Origin of the sequence: Mycobacterium bourgelatii (genome assembly GCF_010723575.1) — a bacterium.
GTDB lineage: Bacteria > Actinomycetota > Actinomycetes > Mycobacteriales > Mycobacteriaceae > Mycobacterium > Mycobacterium bourgelatii.
In genome coordinates this window covers 5,063,043-5,080,694 of sequence record NZ_BLKZ01000001.1, presented here as the reverse complement: position 1 = coordinate 5,080,694, position 17,652 = coordinate 5,063,043, and the positions used below count along the sequence as shown (strand labels likewise).

Here is a 17,652-nt window from a genome sequence, read left to right as displayed (position 1 = left end):
TGTTGGCGTGCCACCTACACTTGGCTCCCTGTGAGCCTGAGCTTGGGAATCGTGGGTCTACCTAATGTCGGCAAGTCGACTCTGTTCAACGCGCTGACCCGGAACAACGTGGTGGCGGCCAATTATCCGTTCGCGACGATCGAGCCGAACGAGGGCGTGGTGTCGCTGCCCGACCCGCGGCTGGACAAGCTGGCGGAGATGTTCGGATCGGAGCGCACCGTCCCGGCCCCCGTGACGTTCGTCGACATCGCGGGACTTGTCGCGGGGGCGTCGGAAGGCGCCGGCCTGGGCAACAAGTTCCTGGCGCACATTCGTGAGTGCGACGCGATCTGCCAGGTAGTGCGGGTGTTTGCCGACGACGATGTGACGCACGTCGCGGGGAAGGTCGATCCTCGGTCCGACATCGAGGTCGTCGAAACCGAGCTGATCTTGGCCGACATGCAGACCCTCGAACGTGCGCTGCCTCGGCTGGAGAAGGAAGCCCGCACCAACAAGGAGCGCAGGCCGATACATGAGGCGGCGGTGCGGGCTCAGCAGGTGCTCGATACCGGCAAGACGCTGTTTGCCTCCGGCGAGGATTTCTCGCTGCTGCGCGAGCTGAACCTATTGACCACCAAGCCGTTCCTGTACGTGTTCAACGCCGACGAAGCGGTGCTGACCGACGCTGCGCGCATCGCCGAATTGCGTGAACTCGTCGCTCCTGCGGACGCCGTATTCCTGGACGCGGCAATCGAATCCGAACTCATCGAACTTGACGACGAATCCGCCGCGGAGTTGTTGGAGTCGATCGGGCAGACCGAGCGGGGCCTGGATGCATTGGCCCGGGCCGGTTTTCACACCTTGAAGCTGCAGACGTATCTGACGGCGGGGCCGAAAGAAGCGCGGGCGTGGGTGATTCACCAGGGCGACACGGCGCCCAAGGCGGCCGGGGTGATCCACAGTGACTTCGAGAAGGGCTTCATCAAGGCCGAGGTCGTTTCCTTCGACGACCTGGTCGCCGCCGGGTCGATGGCGGCGGCGAAGGCTGCCGGCAAGGTCCGGATGGAGGGGAAGGACTACGTCATGGCTGACGGGGACGTGGTCGAATTCCGGTTCAACGTGTAGTCGCTCGTTGACACTGCGTCTATGGCGGTGATCTCTCGCACTTCTGCGCCCTCACTGCAGAGTCAAGGGCTAGGGACCGCCGTTGCCGCCGCCGCCGGTGAAGCCCGTGCCGGGGATGCTCTTGGCGCTGCCGCCGCCGTTACCGGTGAAATCCGTTGGGCGTTATGAGCCGCGGACCATGGCAGATGGCATCGTCCTTGTCCACGGCTCGGTATCCCGTCCGCCGCGCGCTAGCCTGCGGTTGTGGCATCATGGAGTGCATCAATGATGCGCATGGAGATGTCGAATGAGGACCACCGTCACCATCGATGACGAACTGCTCGCCAAGGCGGCAGAGCTAACGGGCGTGCACGAGAATGTCGCACTGCTAAAACGGGGCTTGCAGACGCTGATCCGGGTGGAGAGTGCTCGACGTCTTGCCGCACTGGGTGGATCGGATCCCGAAGCGACGGCCGCGCCGCGGCGACGCGGCATGCAGGAATGATTCTGGTCGACACCTCAGTGTGGATCGATCATCTCCACACCGTGGAGCGCAGGCTGGTCGAGCGGTTGGAACTCGATGCGGTCGGCTGCCATCCACTGGTCATCGAGGAACTGGCGCTCGGGTCAATTGCGGGTCGGGACATTGTGCTCGACCTGCTAGGGAACCTGACGCAGTTCCCGACTGCGCAACATGCTGAAATCCGGCATTTCGTTGAACGGCGGCAGCTTTGGGGACGTGGTCTGAGCGCGGTGGATGTACATCTGATGGCCGCCGTCGTCATGGTTGAGGGAGCGAAGCTCTGGACCAGAGACAAGCGATTGAAGGCGGCGTCCTCGGATGCGGGTGTCCCGCTTTTCGGCGAGTGACAATGTGCGGAGTGGATTTGGTGGAGCTTCGGTCCAAGGCTTAGGGGCAAAGTTGCCGGTCGGTTCGCTGCCGCTAGTGGCGTGTCGAATCATGGCGAAACGGTGCTCTTTTCGCGTCGAGACACCATCGGGTGCTTTGCCTGAAGCGGTCTACGACACCCTGGTCGATGTCGACGGCTGGAACGGCCTGGGTGCCGTCGTTGGTCGAAGGGTCTTGGGAGCGACGCGGGGCGCCCCAGACGGCAGTCGGTGGCGTGCGCAAGACGCGCAGAGGAGATTGCTCGACGGGTCCCGGCCGCACCTTCACTCGTACAACGTGTTGTCGCCACCTCCGGCGTTGAGCGACTACCAGGCAACCGTCGTCATCGAACCTCGTCCGGAGGGCTGTGTAATCGTTTGGTCGCCCAGTTTCACGTGTCTCGTGCCCGGTCTGGGGCGACCATTGCAGGCGGCGATCCGGTGGCATGTCGCGAGACTCGCAGCCGGGTTGTCCAACGCGGCTGAGAGTTGATCGCGTAGCGGTTCTGTCGTCGTTCTCTGCTCAGTTGATGATTTCGCCGCGCTCGTCGGCCCGCAGTGCCGCCAACCGGTCGCGCCATGCCTGGAGCGCTTCGGCGGACAGCCGCGTCCAGTTTTCGACTTCTCCGACGACCCGCAGCGGTTCGCGGCTGCGGTAGGAACGGGTCGGATTGCCGGGGAACTTCTTGTCCGTGACGTTCGGATCGTTCTCGAACTCACCGGTCGGTTCCACGAGATACACCCGTGGCTCGCCCGGTCCCGGCGCGAGCTCGGCCGCTAGCCCGGCACCGTCGATCAGAGCGGTGAAATAAATGTGATTCATGATGATTTCCGGCCGGTAGTTGGAAGGGAAACCCGGGGTTAGCAGGCCCCCGACCTCCAGCTCGGCCTTCGTGCCGTGGAAAAACGGACCTTCGTCTAGTACCCCGCCCATGGCTCCAGGTTACGAATCTCTGCGTGATGCGCAGCTGAGCTTGGTTTTCAGCGGGTTGTCAGTGGGTTGTCAGTGGGAATGCCTAGCGTTTCTTCTGCAGCCGTCGCACACCGAGAGCAGGGGGAGTTAGGTGAAGTTCGTTTCGACGCGCGTCATCACGGCCGATGTCCAACGACTGGTCGCGTTCTACGAGATGGTCACCGAGTCCTCCGCGGTATGGGGCAATGAGTTGTTCGCCGAGATTCCGACGCCGGTCGGCACGTTGGCGATCGGCAGTGACAAGACCGTGCCGCTGTTCGGAGACGGGTCCGCCGAGCCGGCCGCCAACCGAAGCGCCATCGTGGAGTTCATCGTCGACGATGTTGACTCCGAGTACGAGCGCCTGCGCGGGCGCCTGGCCGAGGTCGTCACAGAGCCCAGGACCATGCCGTGGGGTAACCGCGGACTGTTATTTCGTGATCCGGACGGGAACCTGGTCAACCTGTTCACCCCGGTGACCGAGGCTGCCCGCGCAAAGTTCGGGATCTGCGCCGGTTAACCAGCGGCGGTTACATTGGCGATGTGAGCGATGATTGGCGCCCCGGTCGGGTCGAGGAGATTCGGTCGCTAATTAAAGAGGCCGAGCCCGATGTCGTCGAGGAAATCAAGTGGCGCAAGCCATCCAATCCCGATGGCGTGCCGACGTTTTACTTGGACGGCTTGATCTGCACGCTGGAAATGTACAAGGGGAAGGTCAAACTGACTTTCGCGAAAGGTTCGTCGTTGCGCGATCCCGACAACTTGTTCAATGAGAGCCTCAATGCCCCCGTCCGGCGCGCCATCGATCTGCGCGAAGACGACGAATTGGACGCGAACGCGTTCAAGGCACTGATTCAAGAGGCGGTCAGGGTTAACCGCAGCTAGGTTCAGCCCGTTCCCCCTTGCCCCGCAAGGAATTGCATTGGTCTGGCCGAGTGGTGTCGCCGAGCGTGCGGGGTGTTGCCCGGTTTCGCGTGGGGGTGGTGCGTAAGGCTCACCTTCGGCGGGCGACGTGGCCGACTGGCGGCGCCGAGCGTGAGGCGTGTTGCCCCGTTTCGCGCGGTGGTGGTGCGTAGAGCTCACGTTCGGCGTCCAAGGTGTGGCCGCGGTGGTGTCGCCGAGCGTGAGGGGTGTTGCCCCGTCCCGCGGGCGGGGGTGGTGCACAGTGCACACGTTCGGCGCCGAAGGCGCCGCAGCCGGACTCTCTACGCGCTAGCGGCCTGGACCGTCGGCGAGGTAGGCGCGGGGGGAACGGTGCTGGGTGCGCCCGGAACTTTGCTGGGAAGCGTAGGGACAGTGAGCGAACCGTACTGCGGGCAGTAGGCCTGAATCGCGGCTCCGGTGAAGTAAGCGGAATTTAGCGCCGGCCAGTTGGTGGCATTGGTGACCTTGCTGACCAAGTCCGCGTTGGGAGTGTCGGGGTTATTGCTGAGCGTCCCACACACGACGTTTTTCGCCAGCTGAATTGCCTTGTCGGGTGGGCCGAAGTCCATGCCCGAGGTGTTGAGGTTGGTGAGGAAGGCGTCGTCCTTGGGGTCCGCGAAAGCCGGCGCGGCCAACCCGACGGCAAGGACTAGCAACGCGATGGCAATGCGGACCATGAGATCACTTCCTAGCTTGATTTCGACGTAATCCTAATCGCATCAGGCGCGGCGCGGCCCTGGTTGCTAATGCGGCGTGAGCCTGAACACAGGGATGCGGCGGCCAGCAGCCGTCGCCTTGATCCGATACTCGGCATACCCGGCGAAGACCCGACTGGCCAGCGCAAACAGCCGTTCGTATTCGTCTTCGTCGGTGACTTCGGCGGCGACAAACGGCTCGTCCCCCAACTCGCATTCGGGGTGCGCCCGCAGGTTGTGGCACCAACTGGGGTGATTGGCTTTGCCACCGTTGGACGCGACCAGGATTGGGTCAGGCCCGTCATGGAAGTACGTCACTTGGACTTGCCTCGACTGACCTGATCGAGCGCCTGTCGTCACCAGTGGAGCAGTGGCGCTTGAGCCCAAGATCCACGGGTACCGGCCGCCCGTTGCCCGAAAAAGTATCGGATCGATCCGGGCGCCAGGCCCTAGCGCGTAGGCCCGACCTACACGTGAGCGCGAAAATCGCTCGTTGAGCCGATAGATGAAACCGCGCTTCTTGTTCGGGTCGACGTAATGCAGTCCCATCCCCGAAAGATATCGCTTCGGGTCTCCCGAATAAACGGACTTCGAATCACCACTTGCCTGAGCTCCGGTAGAGGGAAATTCTTAACAGATGGCAGCTGCACAGCGAGCGAGACGATGGGTGACGGCGGTGCTGGCAAGTGGCGGGTTGGCATTGTCCGGCCTCGGCCTGACTGCTGGTGTGGCCCAAGCGGTTCCGCCGCCGATGCCGACACTGCATTGGTGCCCGGGTGACTACTGGGATCCGGCCTGGGAGGACATTTACAACTGGGACTGGCACGCCTGCCACGACTGGCCGGGTGCGGTCTGGGCCGGCTGGGGCCCCTGGGGGCCGCCGCCGGGATGGGCACCGCCGCGACCGCCCCAGCCGTCATGGGCTCCTGGAGCTCAGCTGATCTACAACCCCCTGGAAAACAATTGGGGTTTCTGGAACAACAACATCTGGACTCCGGCATGAGCAAAGTGCCGAGCCGGCAAGCGCGCTTGGCGCATGCCGCGAAACACGCCGAACTGTGGAACGCGGGCAGGAAGGACGAATGGGTCGCGTCCTGGCGCACCCTCTGCCCGGGCGAGGTCCGGATGTTCGACCCCGTCGGCACCGAAGAAAAGCGCGGCTTCGCCGCTGCGACCTCGGACGCATTCGACATGTTCCAGCCGATCCTCAAAATCAAGATGATCACGGTGCAAGTCAACGGAAACGAGATGGCCTGGGTCTGCGAGAACTACTTCGGGACTGAGCCGAACGTTCAAATGGCTTACAGCATCGAGACATTCGCTTGGGACCCAGACGGAAACCTGCTCATCAAGACCTACTATCCGATGCCTGAGTCCGTCGGTAACGACGCTGACCCTTATGCCCACCTATTAGAAGGTCAGCAGTAGACCCGCGCCGCGCCTACACCGGCTCGGACTGCGTAACGCTTGCTGGCGACGGGGCTGCTCTCGTCCTTGCCGCCGCGTCACAGCGGCAACGGTTGCTAGCTGACGCACGAATCATCCGCGGTGCTAGCTGCCTCGGCGGCGATGAACCGGACGATCTCGACCTGCCGAATAAGGAAGCCGCGTTCGTCGAGCTTCTTGCGCCGCATCCACGCGGTGACTTCAGAGTTGCACTTGCTCGCGTTGCACGATCGGCAACTCGGCACCACGTTGGCGAGGGTGTAGCGGCCACCGTTCGCAATGGGGAGCAGGCAATCCTTTTGCAGCGCGGTGTCGCTCGCCCCGCAATAGGCGCAGTGCCCCCAGGCAGATTTGAGCGCCGTCCACTGCGCCTCGGTGAGGTCGTGGACGCGGCTGGCTATCCGCCGCTTCCGACGACGCGCATATCGCTGCGCGCGAGTCGGACGCCGAACTGCCACCGGCACACGCTAACTGGAAACAACGCCGATCATCCGCACCGAATCGCGGTCGATGTCGAAATGCTGCTCTGCGGGGTAATGAGTACAGGGGAGGCATGATGTGATGGCACGGGGCCAGTCACGTCGAATTCGTGGCGCTGGCATTGAAAGCTGGCCAGGGCACCGAAAGTTCCTATATCCCGGCAGGTTTGGTCGTTTTACCGCGCCTGGGTGAGTTATGCGGCAGGCGAGACGAAACCTGCGGCGCCGACGCCCGTCGTAGTCTGCTCCCCGGGAAGCCGTGCTTCGAGGAGGTAGCTGATGGCGATCGTCGTCAATGTGGACAACTTCGTCCGAGCGGAAACCCACCGAATGTTCGCCGACATTCAGGCTGTCGCCGGCGGCGTCGGGGTTTTCCGGCACAACCGGACACCCGCCCGCATCGACGAGCAGACGGTGATCCGGCTCAACCGGGACACGCTGTACAGCTTCGCGATCGTCGATCTCGCCCAACCGGCGCTGCTGCGGCTGCCGGACGCGGACGGCCGCTACCTCTCGGCGATGGTCGTCAACGAAGACCACTATGTGAACAGCGTTTTCCACGACGCGGGTGAATACCCGCTGATCAGCGACGACTACGGCTCCCGCTACGTTCTTGTTGGCGTTCGAATTCTGGTTGATCCCAATGACGCCGCAGATGTCGCCGCAGTGGCAGCACTGCAGGACCGCCTTGTGATCGAGACCGGATCAGCGAAGGAATTCGTCAAGCCGGACTATGACATCGACAGTCTCGACGCCACCCGCGACGCACTGCTTGCGCTGGCCCGGGGACTCAACAACTTCGACCGCATGTTCGGCCGGCGAGATGAGGTCGATCCGGTTCGCCATCTGATCGGTTGTGCGGCAGGGTGGGGTGGGCTACCGACGTCCGAGGCGACCTACGTCGGCGTCGACCCGAACGTTCCCGTCGGTGACTACGAACTCGTGTTCAAAGATGTTCCGGTCGAGGCGTTTTGGTCGGTGTCGGTGTACAACGCGAAGGGATTCTTCGAACCGAACGCGAAGGGCCTCTACTCGGTCAACAGTGTCACCGGCCAGCCCAATGACGACGGTTCGATCACGGTGCACCTCGTGGCCTCCGCGGACGGCGACCTTCCGCCGAACGCGATTGTCACCCCCGAGGGCTGGAATTATGTCATCCGGCTGTACCGGCCCAAGGGCGAAATTCTGGACGGCACGTGGACGCCCCCAATGCTTACGCGGCGCGAGCAGGGCTGACAGGTCCGTCGCTACACGAGAAGGCTGCCGTCCTCTTGGAGTACATCGTCAGGAACCGCCCATTGGTGGACGGCAACAAGCGGTTAGGTTGGCTGGCTAGCTATGTGTTCTATGGGTTAAACGGGCATCGGCTCGTCGCCACTGACGACGATGCGTATGACCTCATCGTTGCTTGTGGCGTTGGGTGAGGCGGATTACCGCGAAGTGGCGGATTCGCTGGCCGGCTGGGTCATGTGACCCGGGCCACGGAATCGCCCCGGGCGACCCCCTCAGCTGGGGCTATAACACACGAAACTAGCCGCCTCGGGGTGTCCGCTATCGCCGCGATGCGCAATAGTTACGTTGCCAGGACCAATCATTGAGTGACTGGCGACAAGTTGACCTGCTGCTAGAGCCGAAAAATCCAAAAAATCTGGATTAGTAACGTAATTTGCTACGTCACATTGATCACTTCTGTTTCAGATTATAGATTTTGGCGTTACATTTCTCCTGTATGTGCAGGTCATCGCCATTTTTGAATTAAGTGATTGATGCCACATAGTTTGCTTAGCTATTGATAAATTGGGTAGCGTCCCTGGCCATGATTGCTCTTGCGACGTTGTTGACGCTTATAAATCAGGTCTCCGGGACGCCGTACATTTCCGGCGGGGACACTCCCGCGGGCACCGACTGCTCAGGGCTGGTTTCCTGGGTCGCGAATACGGCTACGGACCGGCCGACATTCGGAAACCGTTTCAACACCGGAAACATGGAGTCTGCGTTGTTGCAGCGTGGCTTTCAGTATGGAACCGCTCCCAATGCCTTGGTGGTCGGCTGGAACGGCGGCCACGCCGCGGCAACCTTGCCGGACGGCACCCCGGTTTCCAGTGGTGAAGGCGGCGGGGTGCGCATCGGTGGCGGTGGCGCTTACCAGCGACAATTCACCCATCACATGTTCTTGCCGATGGACCTCGACGCGATGGAAGACCCGATGGCAGGACTTCCGCCCCTGCCGGATGCGCCAGTTGAGCTGGTCGACGCCGTAGAACCTGCGCCGGCTCCGGCCCCTGAGGGCATTCCCGAGGACGCTCCGGAAGTTATCCCGGTAGGCGCTCCGGAAGCCGCCCCCGAGGCCGCTCCGGACGACGTCGCAGAAATCTAGCCCACCCGCCGATATGCGGTGATTTCAGTATCCAATTGGGACCTGAATCACATTTAACAACGACTGATATTACTGCCACGCCCCGCCGCATTTGTGGTCTGAATCACAATGCGTGCGGGGCGTGGCTGCAATTCTTGCCAAAATATGGGCGGCCGGGATTCGAGTCACGGTGAGCGGGAGGGTCGACAACAGACCCGCGCTATATAGCATTGCCCGGGTGACCACCTCGACTACCCATCTGGCCGGCATCATCGCCGCTACCCGCGACGCGGTCGAAGCCGACCAAGCCAACGCCCAAGTCGCCTTCCAAGCCTCGGCCATGTCCCACGACGCGGTCGCGAGCACCGCCACACTCGGCCCGTATCGGATCGAGGTCGACGAGCCGCCGGCGCTCGGTGGCGAGGCCAAGGCGCCGAACCCGGTCGAGTACTACCTGGCCTCGTTGCTGTCCTGCCAAATCGTGACCTACCGGTTCTGGGCGGAACGGCTCGGGATCGCCGTCGATGACATCACCGCACGCGCCGAAGGCGATCTCGACGTGCGCGGCTTCTTCGGATTCGACGACGCCGTCCGCGCCGGCTTCCAGGAAGTGCGGGTGGTGGTGAAGGTGACCGGACCCGAGACGCCCGAGCGCTACCGCGAGCTACAGGAAGCGGTCGATGCGCACTGCCCGGTGTTGGATTTGACGCGCAATGTCACGCCGGTGAGCACGCGCTTGGAGTTCGACTGAGCTCAACCGGTCGGGTTATCGGCTCCGTCCACCAGGACCGTGATTTCCTGGCTCAGTTGATACCCCGGCGCCAGCGGTAGTGTGTCACCGCTCCAAAACCTGCCCGGGTCAAACCAGTTGGCGTCCTTGTCGGTGACGATCAGGCCCATCTCCTCGTAGGTGATGGCGACCGTCTCGGCGCAGTACGCCGTCTCCAGGCCCATCTTGCGGTGTTGCTCCTTGCGGCGTTGCGTCTGTTCGCGAACCTTCTTGTCCACGAGCGGGATTCCGCGTATCCAGTCATAGGCGGTCGGCAGCCGTCCGCGGAACCAGCGACCGGTCAACCGGGCGGTGGTGGGAAATGGTGTGCCATCCATCCGCGCGATCACCCGCAGCAGTGCGTTCTCCTGCTCACGGGTGGCGTATGGCGTCAGCTGGCGGAGCCAGCATCGCTGTTGATAGCGGCCAGTCCATTGCAGGACCACCTCGCGGGCATCGTTGAGTTGTACGCCGCGGTGGTTGGTGCCCGTCCACACGTCGGTCAGCTTGTCGCCCAACTCGGCATGCCAGATCAGCGGGGGCAGGTCGTCAATCGCCACGGTCATGCCGACGTGGTTCACCGGGGCGTTCGTCAGGGCTTGTATGGCGCGGTCGGGACCGGAACGGCCCCGAAACAACCAAAGGTCACCGGTGCGGGTTACGTTCAGCGCTTGGTCCAGGGTCAGCTGGCTCGACTCCACGTCAGCACAATAGGACAGAAGTGCGCTGGGCGAGATAGGAGGCGCGATAGCCTGTGCGGATGCGTGGTGTTTGGAAGTGGATCGGTCTAGCCGGTGTCGCCGGTGTGGTCGCCGGCGGTGCGGTGGTTGCGCGCGATCAGCGGAAGCGACGTGCCTACACCCCCGACGAGATTCGCGACCGGTTGCACCAGCGGCTGGCTGAGACCAATGGGCAAGAGCCTCAGTCGGTTTCGGATTCCGGCGAAGCTGCCACCGAGAACAACCGGTAGCTGCCGGAGAATCCTTTCAGTTCGACCTCGCGACCGTCGTCGAACTCGATACCCTCGCAGTCGGCGACGGCGTCCCGCACTGGTTCGCTGACCAGGATCTCGCCGCCCTCGGCTTGTGCGGCGACCCGGGCGGCCATCGCGACGTTGCGCCCGAAGAGGTCATCGCCGCGGCGCACCGAGCGACCCATGTGGATGCCGATGCGCACTCGGAATTCCTTGTGCCGCTTGCGATGTCCATCCCTGGCCACGGCGTCCTCGATGTCCATTCCGCAGCGCACCGCCTGCTCGGCACGGGCAAACGCGATCATGAAGCCGTCGCCCTGACTCTTGACCACATGCCCGGACCGCTCCCGCACCAGCTTCTGCACCATCTTGTCGTGCGCAGCAATCAGCTTCACCCAGGCACGGTCGCCGATCCGCTCGTTGAGCGCGGTGGACCCTTCGATGTCGGAGAACAGAATCACCACGCGGCCGTCCGGAGTGACTTTGGCCAGATCGGGTCGCTCCACTTCCGCCCAATCGGCAAGGTCTTCGATGGAGCCGCGGACGGCGGCGCCGAAGCCCTCCTTGCGCAGGCGGTTTGCGGTTTCCCACACCGTCTTCACGGCCTCACGGCTGCCGGACAGGAACTTGTTGTACGGGTCGGCGCGCTGCCGCATTTCGTCGAGTTCGCGCTGGCTGCGGGCCAGCAGCACCCACAGAGCGGCGATTCCGCCGGCTTCGAGCACTGCGACACCGGTCAGAAGGTAAACCGCGAGATGCCACGGGTCCCCCATGGACCTCATCCTGCCAAACCCGGCCATGCGTGTTGAGTTCGGACGTATCGGGTAGTGGACCAAGTAGGTGACTTGGGGAGGTGGAGCGTTGGCCGACGACGGAAATGCGTCCGCAGACCTGTTGGTGATCTTTGGCATTACCGGCGATCTAGCCCACAAGATGACCTTCCGTGCCCTGTACCGACTCGAGCGTCGCGAACTGCTGGACTGCCCGATCTTGGGCGTGGCCGGCGACGAACTGTCGTTGGACAAGCTGGTGGAACGGGCGCGCAAGGCACTAGACGACGCCGGCGAAGATATCGACGAGGACGTCTTCGAACGGCTGGCGGGTCGGTTGGACTACCTGCATGGCGACGTCACCGACAGCCAGCTCTACCGGTCGTTGGCTGAGCGGATCGGCTCCGACCGTCGCCCGCTGTACTACCTGGAGATGCCGCCCGCTCTGTTCGCTCCGATCGTGGAGAACCTCGCCGAGGAAGGGCTGTTGCAACGGGCCCGCGTCGCCGTTGAGAAGCCGTTCGGCCATGACCTGGAATCAGGACGCGAACTCAAGTCCCGGCTGCGCGCCGTCCTGGCCGAAGATCAGATTCTGCTGGTGGACCACTACCTGGGCAAGCAGCCCGTGATCGAGCTGGAATTCCTGAGATTCGCGAACCGGTCGCTGGCCAGGCTGTGGGATCGCGACAGCGTCGCCGCGATCCACATCACCATGGCCGAGGATCTCGGTGTAGAGGAACGCGGCGAGTTTTACGACGCGGTGGGCGCGTTGCGTGACGTAGTGCAAAACCATCTGCTGCAGGTATTGGCGTTGGTCGCGATGGATCCTCCGGTAGGGCCGGGCGCGGACGACCTCAACGACAAGAAGGCCGAGGTTTTCCGCGCGATGCCGGCGCTGGACCCCGAGCAATGCGTCCGTGGTCAGTACCGGGGTTATACCGAAATCAAAGATGTCGCAAAGGATTCGACGACGGAGACCTTTGTTGCGTTGTGCACGGAAATCGACAACTGGCGCTGGGCGGGGGTGCCGATATATTTGCGGGCCGGCAAAGGGCTGCCCGAGAAGGTCACCGAGGTGCGGCTCCTGTTGCATCGTGTGCCCGCCCTGGCTTTCCTGCCCGACCGTCGACCGGCCGAGCCAAACCAGATCGTGCTGCGTATCAATCCCGATCCGGGCATGCGGCTGCAGTTGTCAGCCCACGGCGATACGTGGACCGACATCCACCTGGACTCCTCGTTCGTCGAAGACCTGGGCGAGCCGGTCAAGCCTTACGAACATCTCTTACATGCTGCGCTCATCGGCGACCACCAGCACTTCGCCCGTGAAGACAGCGTCGAGGAAACCTGGCGCATCGTGCAGCCTTTACTTGATAATCCCAGCGAAATCCAGTACTACGACCGTGGGACGTGGGGTCCCGAGGCTGCACAGGCGATGTTGCCTAGTGACTGCGGTTGGCATCAACCGTGGATGCCGCGAAAAACGGACTCAGAGCACTGAGGAGACATAACAAGATGCAGCTCGGGATGATTGGTCTGGGTCGGATGGGTGCCAACATCGTCCGGCGGGTGGCCGCAGGCGGACACGAGTGTGTGGTCTACGACCACAACCCCGATGCCATCGAGGCGATGGCCGGTGAGGAAAGAACGACCGGCGCTTCCACTTTGTCGGAACTGGCCGAGAAGCTGGACGCCCCGCGCGTGGTGTGGGTGATGGTCCCCGCCGGGAACATCACCACCGGGGTGATCGAGCAGCTGGCCGAAATCCTCGATGAGGGCGACATCGTGATCGACGGTGGCAACTCTTACTACCGCGACGACATCAAGCACGCGAAGACATTGTCCGCGAAGGGAATTCGATTGCTCGACTGCGGAACCAGCGGCGGCGTGTGGGGCCGTGAGCGTGGCTACTGTTTGATGATCGGAGGCGACTCGGAGGCGTTCGACTACGCCGAGCCGATCTTCGCCACCGTCGCGCCTGGCGTGGACGCGGCACCCCGCACCAAGGGCCGGGACGGTGAAGTGGGGCAGCCGGAGAAGGGCTACCTGTACTGCGGATCTTCCGGAGCGGGCCACTTCGTCAAGATGGTGCACAACGGAATCGAGTACGGGATGATGGCATCGCTCGCCGAGGGGTTGAACATCCTGCGCAATGCCGACGTCGGGACCCGCGTGATGGAAAGCGACGCCGAAACCGCGCCGATGTCGAATCCGGAGTTCTACCAATACAATTTCGACATTCCGGCCATCGCCGAGGTGTGGCGCCGGGGCAGCGTCATCGGCTCCTGGCTGCTCGACCTGACCGCGATTGCGCTGCTGGAATCGCCCACCCTACAGGAATTCTCGGGGCGGGTTTCCGACTCGGGGGAGGGGCGGTGGACCTCCATCGCCGCCATCGACGAGGGGGTGCCCGCGCCGGTGTTGACGACGGCCCTGCAGTCCCGCTTCGCCTCGCGCGACCTCGATGACTTCGCCAACAAGGCGCTGTCGGCGATGCGTAAGCAGTTCGGCGGCCACGCGGAGAAGCCATCGGGCTGACCGTGTCTGGCGCACAAGCGATCTGGACCGACGCCGACTTCGACCGGATGAACTGGCACGACTGTGCCGTGCACGCTGTTGCTTTCGAACCGGCGTTACCTTACCCCGGCAGGTTGCTGCTGGACATCGACTACATCGTCGAGTGGATCGTTCCGACGCCGCCAGAGACGGCTTTCAGCTTCCGGGTCTGCCCCGCCACGCTCGTTTTCGACCAGGCGTGGGATGTGGCCGGCGATATTGACTTGCGGGGCTTCAGCTTTGAGCCATCACTGGATGCGCTCGAACGTAGCGCACCTGATGCGGCCGGCGCATTCGAGTGGACTCTGGCCGGCCATGAGTTCACGCTCACGCTGCACGCCACCGGGTTCACTCAGTACCTGCGCCACCCGCCCATTCTCAGTCCCGCACAGCGGCTTTCGTCCGACCAACGGGGCGGGCTAAGCTTCGCGGCACAGGCCTACGGCTGACGCTCGACGAACGCGACGACGACCTCGCTGAACGCGTCGTTGTCGTCGCCGGCGGCGGTGTGTCCGGCATTGGAAAGTTCGACGAACTCTGCGCCGGGCACCGTGTCCAGGAAATGGCGGACGCCTTCCATGCTGACTACGTCGGACAGCTTGCCGCGGATCAGCAGGACGGGGATCTCCAGCGCCTTGGCTGCTTCCTCGAAACCTTCGGTGCGCAGTTCCGGATCGTCGCCGGGCTTGGTCATGAACGCCGGATCCCAGTGCCAGTACCAGCGTCCGTCGCGCAGGCGAAGGTTCTTCTTCAGCCCCTCCGGGCTGCGTGGCCGGGGCCGGTACGGCAGGTAGGCGGCGACGGCGTCGGCGGCTTCCTCGAGTGACTCGAAACCGTCGATGTTGGTCAGCATGAATTCGCGGATGCGGGCGCTACCGGTCTTCTCGAACCGGGGTACGACGTCGACGAGGACCAGCTGGGTCACCCTGGCGGGGCCGGCGCGGTGTGCCACCAGGATGCCGGTCAACCCGCCCATGCTGGCCCCGATGAGTGCCACCGGTCGGCCGATGGTGTCGAGGACGTGCATGACGTCGGCGGCCAGGGTTTCCACGGCGTAGTCGGCGTCCGGCGCGCGGTCGCTGTCACCGTGTCCGCGGGAATCCAGGGCGATGACGTGGAAGCCGTCGTCGGCCAGGATCTGGCCGGTGTTCTTCCACGAGTACCGGTTCTGGCCGCCACCGTGCAGCATCAGAATCGTGGGGCGATCGGCCACCGTGTCCGCGTTGCGGTTCCACTCGTCGGCGACCAGCCTGATCCCGTTCTTGCCGAAGAACTCGACCGTCTGGGGACTGCTCACGCGCACTGACGTTACATAGGTTGGTTAAGCAATGGTGGCTGGGGGTGGTTGGGCGGCCGGGGTGCTTCCGGGAACAACTCCTCGGCGCCGTCGAACAGCCGTCAATGGGCTGCGACGTGTCACCATCTTCTTCATGAGGGACGATCGGGTCCGTTACGCCCGCAACGGCGATGTGCACCTCGCGTACCGGATTTTCGGCGACTCGGGTCCAACGGTCATCTGGGTGCCGGGCTGGATGGTCAGCGACGTCGACGCGATCGACGAACCGGGCAGTCCGTACGCAGCCCCCATCGAACGGATGTCGCAGCATGGCCGCTTGGTGGTGTGGGACAGGCGCGGGACCGGTCTGTCCGACCCATCGGCACACCTGCTCTCGCTGCAGGAGCGCCTCGAAGATCTCGTCGCCATCGTGGATGCGGTTGGCGTCGAGCGATTCGGGCTCTTCGGGAGCAGCGAAGGCGGCGCCGTCAGCATCTTGTACGCGGCGACGTATCCCGAACGGGTCAGCTTGCTCGCCCTGCTCGGCACTGCCGCACGCTTCTCGCAAGATCTGCCGGACTTCCCCTGGGGCTTCACCGCCGAAGAGGTGCAGTCGCAGCTCGCTGAGATCGAAAATGACTGGGGCCGAGGAGCATTGGTGAAGCTCTTTTACGGACCAACGGCCGAGGTGCCCGGCATGCGGGACATGTTCGGCAAGCTGCAACGCTCCGTGTCGAGTCCCTCGATGGCAAGGCTGTGGTGGCAGGCCTTCATGGACACCGACGTTCGTGCGGTGCTGAGTGCCGTCCGTGCTCCCACTCTGGTTCTCGCCCGCGAGGGCGATGATCTGGTGCCTGTCGCATCCTCCGCCGCGCTGGCCGCCGGCATGCCAAACGCGCGGTTCCACATGTTGCCGCCCGGCCCGCACACCCCATTCGACGTTGCCGATGTCCTGATCGATGCGTTGCTCGACTTCTTCACCGGGGAATCGGGTGCCCCAGCCGAAGAACGTGTCCTCAAGACGGTGGTGTTCACCGACATCGTGAGTTCGACGGAAAAGCTCAGCGCCGTCGGCGATTCGGCGTGGCGGCAACAACTCAACAGCCATGACGCAGTGGTGGACAGCCTGCTGTCGCGCTTCGACGGCATCCGGGCCAAGCACACCGGCGACGGCGTGTTCGCGCTGTTCGATGCACCGACCAAGGCGGCCCGCTGCATGCTGGAGATGGTGCCGGCCTTGGCTGGTCGCGGCATCGCGATTCGCGCTGGGATTCACACCGGCGAATGCGAGCGCCGGGGCGACGAGTGGAGCGGCGTGGCGGTCCATATCGGCGCCCGCATCGGCGCGTTGGCCGGCGCCGGCGAAGTGCTCGCCAGCCGCACCGTGCGCGATTTGTCGACGGGATCCGGCCTGGCCTTCGAAACCCTTGGCCCGCGCCAACTCAAGGGTCTGCCCGAACCGATCGAGGTATTTCGGGTCACGCGGTGAGTTTTCGTCGCCGTCGGGGTCTGTAGCTACGAAGGCTTTTTGAAGGCCCTGAAAGACAGCGAAGACCCGCGAGACAGCAAGGAGGCGACATGCCATCGATCACTCCCTCACTGTGGTTCGACAACAACCTCGAAGAGGCGGCGGAGTTCTACACCTCGGTGTTCCCGAACTCACGCATCGAGGGCTACACCTACTACACCGAAGCGGGCCCGGGTGAGCCCGGCACCGTGGTCACTGGCACCTTCGTGCTGGACGGCACCCGGTTCCTGGGGATCAACGGAGGCCCGTATTTCACGTTCAGCGAGGCGGTGTCCTTCGTGGTCGAATGCAAGGACCAGGAGGAAGTCGACTACTACTGGAACAAGCTGGTCGACGGCGGTGAAGAATCCCAATGCGGCTGGCTGAAGGACCGTTTCGGCCTGAGCTGGCAGATCGTGCCGATCCGGCTCAACGAGCTGTGCGACGATCCCGACCCTGTTCGGGCCACGGCGGCCACCACGGCCATGCTGGGCATGCGCAAAATCGTGATCGCCGACATCGAGAAGGCGGTTGCGGAGGCCGCTGCGACAGTCTGAGCCCGGCGTCGCGAGCTCACTCGATGAGCCGGCCGATCCATTCGATGGTTGCGTCGACGATGGGCGGCACATCGTCCGGGTCGTCGCAGGCGGCGACCATCAGCGACGACTCCGCCATGGTCGCCACCAGCAACCGACTCAGCAGTTGTCCGCGCAGCTCGCTCTTGCCGCCGAAGTGGTGATCGATGCTGCCAACGCCGGCGCCCGACCGCTCCACCACCTCGGCGATCGTCGCGGCGGTGAAGCCGCTGGTCGCGAACACGTCGGTCGCGGCGTCGAGGATTCGTTGCTGAGTCCCGTCCGTCTTGGCCCAGCGGTGGCCCGGCACGGGTGTCGCCATACCTAGAAGCTCGCGGGTGGCTACGTTTGCGCCTCGGTTACGTTGGATCATGCGGGCCGGAACGGCGAACAGGAGTCTCCCGGA

26 protein-coding genes are annotated in these 17,652 nt (G+C 63.6%); 18 read left to right on the top strand and 8 right to left on the bottom strand.

Annotated elements, in window-relative coordinates:
* Nucleotides 1-30: 30 nt before the first annotated feature.
* The 4 genes from ychF (at nucleotide 31) to G6N68_RS32225 (ending at nucleotide 2,464) form a co-directional block, all read left to right on the top strand.
* Complete coding sequence (gene ychF / locus G6N68_RS21690) at nucleotides 31-1,104, top strand: redox-regulated ATPase YchF (protein ID WP_163716756.1); 1,074 nt, start codon at nucleotides 31-33, stop codon at nucleotides 1,102-1,104.
* 286 nt (nucleotides 1,105-1,390) lie between these two features.
* On the top strand, nucleotides 1,391-1,588 hold the full coding sequence (locus G6N68_RS21685) for a type II toxin-antitoxin system VapB family antitoxin (protein ID WP_163716754.1): 198 nt from the start codon (nucleotides 1,391-1,393) through the stop codon (nucleotides 1,586-1,588).
* Entirely contained in the window at nucleotides 1,585-1,953 is a 369-nt protein-coding gene (locus tag G6N68_RS21680) for a type II toxin-antitoxin system VapC family toxin (RefSeq protein ID WP_163716751.1), read from the top strand. Before G6N68_RS21685 ends, G6N68_RS21680 begins: the two co-directional genes overlap by 4 nt.
* Nucleotides 1,925-2,464 (top strand): SRPBCC family protein, encoded by a 540-nt coding sequence (locus tag G6N68_RS32225; protein WP_371871645.1) that lies wholly within the window; start codon nucleotides 1,925-1,927, stop codon nucleotides 2,462-2,464. The genes G6N68_RS21680 and G6N68_RS32225 overlap by 29 nt, the downstream gene beginning before the upstream one ends.
* Before the next feature lie 30 nt (nucleotides 2,465-2,494).
* On the opposite strand, the gene arr is transcribed toward G6N68_RS32225, so the two are convergent.
* Nucleotides 2,495-2,905, bottom strand: coding sequence for an NAD(+)--rifampin ADP-ribosyltransferase (gene arr / locus G6N68_RS21670; protein WP_163716746.1), 411 nt, complete (start codon nucleotides 2,903-2,905; stop codon nucleotides 2,495-2,497).
* Nucleotides 2,906-3,035: 130 nt separating this feature from the next.
* On the opposite strand from arr, the gene G6N68_RS21665 reads away from it, so the two are divergent.
* On the top strand, nucleotides 3,036-3,443 hold the full coding sequence (locus G6N68_RS21665) for a VOC family protein (RefSeq protein WP_163716743.1): 408 nt from the start codon (nucleotides 3,036-3,038) through the stop codon (nucleotides 3,441-3,443).
* A gap of 23 nt (nucleotides 3,444-3,466) precedes the next feature.
* Nucleotides 3,467-3,808, top strand: coding sequence for a DUF1801 domain-containing protein (locus G6N68_RS21660; RefSeq protein WP_163716740.1), 342 nt, complete (start codon nucleotides 3,467-3,469; stop codon nucleotides 3,806-3,808).
* Between the two features lie 320 nt (nucleotides 3,809-4,128).
* Here G6N68_RS21660 and G6N68_RS21655 read toward each other — a convergent pair whose 3' ends face one another.
* The gene (locus G6N68_RS21655) at nucleotides 4,129-4,524 is read right to left on the bottom strand and encodes a DUF732 domain-containing protein (protein WP_163716739.1); all 396 of its coding nucleotides are present in this window, start codon (nucleotides 4,522-4,524) and stop codon (nucleotides 4,129-4,131) included.
* Between the two features lie 66 nt (nucleotides 4,525-4,590).
* Nucleotides 4,591-5,091, bottom strand: coding sequence for a nitroreductase family deazaflavin-dependent oxidoreductase (locus G6N68_RS21650; protein WP_163716736.1), 501 nt, complete (start codon nucleotides 5,089-5,091; stop codon nucleotides 4,591-4,593).
* A 118-nt stretch (nucleotides 5,092-5,209) separates the two neighbouring features.
* Between G6N68_RS21650 and G6N68_RS21645 the strand changes: the two genes are divergently transcribed.
* Nucleotides 5,210-5,545, top strand: a complete 336-nt coding sequence (locus G6N68_RS21645; RefSeq protein ID WP_503826933.1) for an Mtp family mycobacterial-type pilin — start codon at nucleotides 5,210-5,212, stop codon at nucleotides 5,543-5,545.
* A complete protein-coding gene (locus G6N68_RS21640; RefSeq protein ID WP_163716733.1) occupies nucleotides 5,542-5,970 on the top strand; it encodes a hypothetical protein in 429 nt (142 codons plus the stop codon). Before G6N68_RS21645 ends, G6N68_RS21640 begins: the two co-directional genes overlap by 4 nt.
* A gap of 95 nt (nucleotides 5,971-6,065) precedes the next feature.
* On the opposite strand, the gene G6N68_RS21635 is transcribed toward G6N68_RS21640, so the two are convergent.
* Nucleotides 6,066-6,446: an HNH endonuclease gene (locus tag G6N68_RS21635; protein WP_163716730.1), complete on the bottom strand. Its 381-nt coding sequence runs from the start codon at nucleotides 6,444-6,446 to the stop codon at nucleotides 6,066-6,068.
* Between the two features lie 300 nt (nucleotides 6,447-6,746).
* Between G6N68_RS21635 and G6N68_RS21630 the strand changes: the two genes are divergently transcribed.
* The 4 genes from G6N68_RS21630 to G6N68_RS21615 all read left to right on the top strand — a co-directional run bounded on the left by G6N68_RS21630 (nucleotide 6,747) and on the right by G6N68_RS21615 (nucleotide 9,574).
* Nucleotides 6,747-7,703, top strand: a complete 957-nt coding sequence (locus G6N68_RS21630; protein ID WP_163716726.1) for a DUF1214 domain-containing protein — start codon at nucleotides 6,747-6,749, stop codon at nucleotides 7,701-7,703.
* Nucleotides 7,664-7,891 (top strand): type II toxin-antitoxin system death-on-curing family toxin, encoded by a 228-nt coding sequence (locus G6N68_RS32220; protein ID WP_371871643.1) that lies wholly within the window; start codon nucleotides 7,664-7,666, stop codon nucleotides 7,889-7,891. Before G6N68_RS21630 ends, G6N68_RS32220 begins: the two co-directional genes overlap by 40 nt.
* Nucleotides 7,892-8,283: 392 nt before the next feature.
* Nucleotides 8,284-8,844, top strand: a complete 561-nt coding sequence (locus G6N68_RS21620; protein ID WP_163716723.1) for a C40 family peptidase — start codon at nucleotides 8,284-8,286, stop codon at nucleotides 8,842-8,844.
* A 217-nt stretch (nucleotides 8,845-9,061) separates the two neighbouring features.
* Nucleotides 9,062-9,574 carry an OsmC family protein gene (locus G6N68_RS21615; protein WP_163716721.1) on the top strand — a complete coding sequence of 171 codons (513 nt, stop codon included), beginning with the start codon at nucleotides 9,062-9,064 and terminating at the stop codon, nucleotides 9,572-9,574.
* 2 nt (nucleotides 9,575-9,576) lie between these two features.
* On the opposite strand, the gene G6N68_RS21610 is transcribed toward G6N68_RS21615, so the two are convergent.
* Complete coding sequence (locus G6N68_RS21610; protein ID WP_163716718.1) at nucleotides 9,577-10,293, bottom strand: guanylate cyclase; 717 nt, start codon at nucleotides 10,291-10,293, stop codon at nucleotides 9,577-9,579.
* A 59-nt stretch (nucleotides 10,294-10,352) separates the two neighbouring features.
* On the opposite strand from G6N68_RS21610, the gene G6N68_RS21605 reads away from it, so the two are divergent.
* Complete coding sequence (locus G6N68_RS21605) at nucleotides 10,353-10,562, top strand: hypothetical protein (RefSeq protein WP_163716715.1); 210 nt, start codon at nucleotides 10,353-10,355, stop codon at nucleotides 10,560-10,562.
* Here G6N68_RS21605 and G6N68_RS21600 read toward each other — a convergent pair.
* Nucleotides 10,514-11,347, bottom strand: coding sequence for an adenylate/guanylate cyclase domain-containing protein (locus tag G6N68_RS21600; RefSeq protein WP_163716712.1), 834 nt, complete (start codon nucleotides 11,345-11,347; stop codon nucleotides 10,514-10,516). The genes G6N68_RS21605 and G6N68_RS21600 overlap by 49 nt on opposite strands.
* A 79-nt stretch (nucleotides 11,348-11,426) precedes the next feature.
* Between G6N68_RS21600 and G6N68_RS21595 the strand changes: the two genes are divergently transcribed.
* The 3 genes from G6N68_RS21595 to G6N68_RS21585 are packed head-to-tail and all read left to right on the top strand — an operon-like array spanning nucleotide 11,427 to nucleotide 14,337.
* The gene (locus G6N68_RS21595; protein ID WP_163718850.1) at nucleotides 11,427-12,833 is read left to right on the top strand and encodes a glucose-6-phosphate dehydrogenase; all 1,407 of its coding nucleotides are present in this window, start codon (nucleotides 11,427-11,429) and stop codon (nucleotides 12,831-12,833) included.
* On the top strand, nucleotides 12,830-13,870 hold the full coding sequence (gene gnd / locus G6N68_RS21590) for a phosphogluconate dehydrogenase (NAD(+)-dependent, decarboxylating) (protein WP_263991920.1): 1,041 nt from the start codon (nucleotides 12,830-12,832) through the stop codon (nucleotides 13,868-13,870). Before G6N68_RS21595 ends, gnd begins: the two co-directional genes overlap by 4 nt.
* 2 nt (nucleotides 13,871-13,872) lie before the next feature.
* On the top strand, nucleotides 13,873-14,337 hold the full coding sequence (locus tag G6N68_RS21585; protein ID WP_205351403.1) for a hypothetical protein: 465 nt from the start codon (nucleotides 13,873-13,875) through the stop codon (nucleotides 14,335-14,337).
* Here the strand turns inward: G6N68_RS21585 and G6N68_RS21580 are convergent.
* Complete coding sequence (locus G6N68_RS21580) at nucleotides 14,328-15,185, bottom strand: alpha/beta fold hydrolase (protein WP_205351402.1); 858 nt, start codon at nucleotides 15,183-15,185, stop codon at nucleotides 14,328-14,330. The genes G6N68_RS21585 and G6N68_RS21580 overlap by 10 nt on opposite strands.
* Before the next feature lie 133 nt (nucleotides 15,186-15,318).
* Here G6N68_RS21580 and G6N68_RS21575 point away from each other — a divergent pair, with 133 nt between their 5' ends.
* Both G6N68_RS21575 and G6N68_RS21570 read left to right on the top strand, forming a co-directional pair.
* A complete protein-coding gene (locus G6N68_RS21575) occupies nucleotides 15,319-16,653 on the top strand; it encodes an adenylate/guanylate cyclase domain-containing protein (RefSeq protein ID WP_163716704.1) in 1,335 nt (444 codons plus the stop codon).
* Between the two features lie 89 nt (nucleotides 16,654-16,742).
* Nucleotides 16,743-17,228, top strand: coding sequence for a VOC family protein (locus G6N68_RS21570; RefSeq protein ID WP_163716701.1), 486 nt, complete (start codon nucleotides 16,743-16,745; stop codon nucleotides 17,226-17,228).
* Nucleotides 17,229-17,244: 16 nt separating this feature from the next.
* Here G6N68_RS21570 and G6N68_RS21565 read toward each other — a convergent pair whose 3' ends face one another.
* Entirely contained in the window at nucleotides 17,245-17,568 is a 324-nt protein-coding gene (locus G6N68_RS21565) for a TetR/AcrR family transcriptional regulator (RefSeq protein WP_163716698.1), read from the bottom strand.
* Nucleotides 17,569-17,652 lie beyond the last annotated feature (84 nt).

Excerpts from the sequence above, each read along its gene's own strand:
- G6N68_RS21685 (WP_163716754.1), top strand. The coding sequence starts at position 1,391 with ATGAGGACCACCGTCACCATCGATGACGAACTGCTCGCCAAGGCGGCA.
- G6N68_RS21680 (WP_163716751.1), top strand. The coding sequence starts at position 1,585 with ATGATTCTGGTCGACACCTCAGTGTGGATCGATCATCTCCACACCGTG.
- G6N68_RS32225 (WP_371871645.1), top strand. The coding sequence starts at position 1,925 with ATGCGGGTGTCCCGCTTTTCGGCGAGTGACAATGTGCGGAGTGGATTT.
- arr (WP_163716746.1), bottom strand. The coding sequence starts at position 2,905 with ATGGGCGGGGTACTAGACGAAGGTCCGTTTTTCCACGGCACGAAGGCC.
- G6N68_RS21655 (WP_163716739.1), bottom strand. The coding sequence starts at position 4,524 with ATGGTCCGCATTGCCATCGCGTTGCTAGTCCTTGCCGTCGGGTTGGCC.
- G6N68_RS21650 (WP_163716736.1), bottom strand. The coding sequence starts at position 5,091 with ATGGGACTGCATTACGTCGACCCGAACAAGAAGCGCGGTTTCATCTAT.
- G6N68_RS21640 (WP_163716733.1), top strand. The coding sequence starts at position 5,542 with ATGAGCAAAGTGCCGAGCCGGCAAGCGCGCTTGGCGCATGCCGCGAAA.
- G6N68_RS21630 (WP_163716726.1), top strand. The coding sequence starts at position 6,747 with ATGGCGATCGTCGTCAATGTGGACAACTTCGTCCGAGCGGAAACCCAC.
- G6N68_RS21620 (WP_163716723.1), top strand. The coding sequence starts at position 8,284 with ATGATTGCTCTTGCGACGTTGTTGACGCTTATAAATCAGGTCTCCGGG.
- G6N68_RS21605 (WP_163716715.1), top strand. The coding sequence starts at position 10,353 with ATGCGTGGTGTTTGGAAGTGGATCGGTCTAGCCGGTGTCGCCGGTGTG.
- G6N68_RS21600 (WP_163716712.1), bottom strand. The coding sequence starts at position 11,347 with ATGAGGTCCATGGGGGACCCGTGGCATCTCGCGGTTTACCTTCTGACC.
- G6N68_RS21575 (WP_163716704.1), top strand. The coding sequence starts at position 15,319 with ATGAGGGACGATCGGGTCCGTTACGCCCGCAACGGCGATGTGCACCTC.
- G6N68_RS21570 (WP_163716701.1), top strand. The coding sequence starts at position 16,743 with ATGCCATCGATCACTCCCTCACTGTGGTTCGACAACAACCTCGAAGAG.
- G6N68_RS21565 (WP_163716698.1), bottom strand. The coding sequence starts at position 17,568 with ATGGCGACACCCGTGCCGGGCCACCGCTGGGCCAAGACGGACGGGACT.